Annotated in this window: 1 protein-coding gene and 1 pseudogene; one reads left to right on the forward strand and one right to left on the reverse strand. The window is 66.5% G+C overall.

Translation table 11 applies throughout. The annotated features are described in order from the left end of the window. Window positions 1-74 precede the first annotated feature (74 nt). Window positions 75-1,085 (forward strand): aldo/keto reductase, encoded by a 1,011-nt coding sequence (locus ACSFA3_RS22765; RefSeq protein WP_435507734.1) that lies wholly within the window; start codon window positions 75-77, stop codon window positions 1,083-1,085. Between the two features lie 114 nt (window positions 1,086-1,199). Here ACSFA3_RS22765 and ACSFA3_RS22770 read toward each other — a convergent pair. Further along, window positions 1,200-1,604 (reverse strand): annotated as a pseudogene (locus tag ACSFA3_RS22770) (metallophosphoesterase family protein); the annotation flags it as partial.

Genomic DNA, 1,604 nt, shown 5'->3' on the forward strand with positions numbered 1-1,604 from the left:
CTCGCCTGCAGGATTGCGCGGCCGTGTCTATGATGGCCGCCGCCCTTTCCTCATCCTCGCAGAGCGAAAACACCATGAGCATTCCCACCACCCGTCTCGGCCGCACCGGCCTGACCGTGTCCCGCCTTGCCCTCGGCACCATGACCTTTGGCCTGCAGACCGACGAGACGGTGTCGCACCAGATCCTCGACAAGGCGACCGAAGGCGGCATCAACTTTCTCGACACCGCTGACGTGTACCCGCTCGGCGGCACCGTCGAAACCACTGGCCGCACCGAAGAGATCATCGGCCGCTGGCTGCAGAAGCAGGGCCCCACGGGCCGCCGCCGCTTCGTCGTCGCCACCAAGGCGGTCGGCAAGGTCGGCCCCAACAGCTGGGACCAGGGCGCGTCGCGCAAGCACCTGCTCGACGCTATCGACGCTTCTCTCAAGCGGCTGCAGACCGACCACGTCGACCTGTACCAACTGCACAGCGACGACCGCGAGACGCCACTCGAAGAAAGCCTGGAAGCGCTCGACGTCATCGTGAAGTCGGGGCGCGCGCGCTACATCGGCGTGTCGAATTTCCTGGCTTACCGCTTGGCGCGCGCGCTGGGCAAGGCCGAGCTGCACAAGCTCACGCGCTATGTGTCAGTGCAGCCGCGCTACAGCCTGCTGTTCCGCGAGATCGAGCGCGAGCTGCTGCCGCTGGTGGGCGAGGAAGGGCTGGGCGTGATTCCCTACAACCCGCTGGCGGGTGGCCTGCTGACCGGCAAGTACAAGCCCGGTGCCAAGCCCGAGGAAAACACCCGCTTCACGCTCGGCACTGCGGGCAACATGTACCAGGACCGATACTGGACCGAGCGCAGCTTCAACACCGTGACGCAGCTTCACAAGCTGGCGGATGAGGCGGGTGTGCCGCTGGCCACGCTGGCTGTGGCGTGGGTGATGGCGAATCCGCTGATCACCGCGCCGCTGCTCGGCGCGAGCCGGCCCGACCAACTCGATGCGACGCTGGCCGCCGCCGAATACAAGCTCGATCCGGCGCTGAAGCAGAAGCTCGACGAGCTGACCGCCGAGTACCGCAAGGGCGACGCCCCTCGCTGAACAGTCTTGCTCCCTCCCCCAGCGGGGGAGGGAGAAAAACCAGGAACACCGCGGAACCGGCTTTGCCGGGCCGCAGGTGTTGCCCCCGGTAGAGAGAAGACCACCCTGCGGATCGATCGAGACGACGCGCGCAGTCACTGACGCACCGTCGATAACGAGTTCGGCGACGGAAATCGGCAGCTTGAACCGTCGCGGGCCCGCACTGCCCGGATTGACGTAGAGCACGCCGTCGCGCTCTTCGACTTTCGGCTTGTGCGAATGGCCCGAGACGACCACGCGCACGCCGGCCGCGAGTGGGTCGATGTCGAGCTGCGCAAGGTCGTGAATGGCATAGAGGTGCACGCCGCCGAACTTCACGAGTTCGGTTTCCGCGATGGCATCGGCCCACGGCTCGCGGTCGTTATTGCCTCGCACGACCGTCAACGGCGCGATGGCCGCAAGCGCTTCGAGGATGCCGGCGGTGCCGATGTCGCCGCCATGCACGATGAAGTCGCTGCCCTTCAGGAAGGCGATGGCCTC

The organism is Variovorax glucosi, from assembly GCF_051216695.1.
Lineage (GTDB): Bacteria > Pseudomonadota > Gammaproteobacteria > Burkholderiales > Burkholderiaceae_C > Variovorax.

Excerpts from the sequence above, each read along its gene's own strand:
- ACSFA3_RS22765 (WP_435507734.1), top strand. The coding sequence starts at position 75 with ATGAGCATTCCCACCACCCGTCTCGGCCGCACCGGCCTGACCGTGTCC.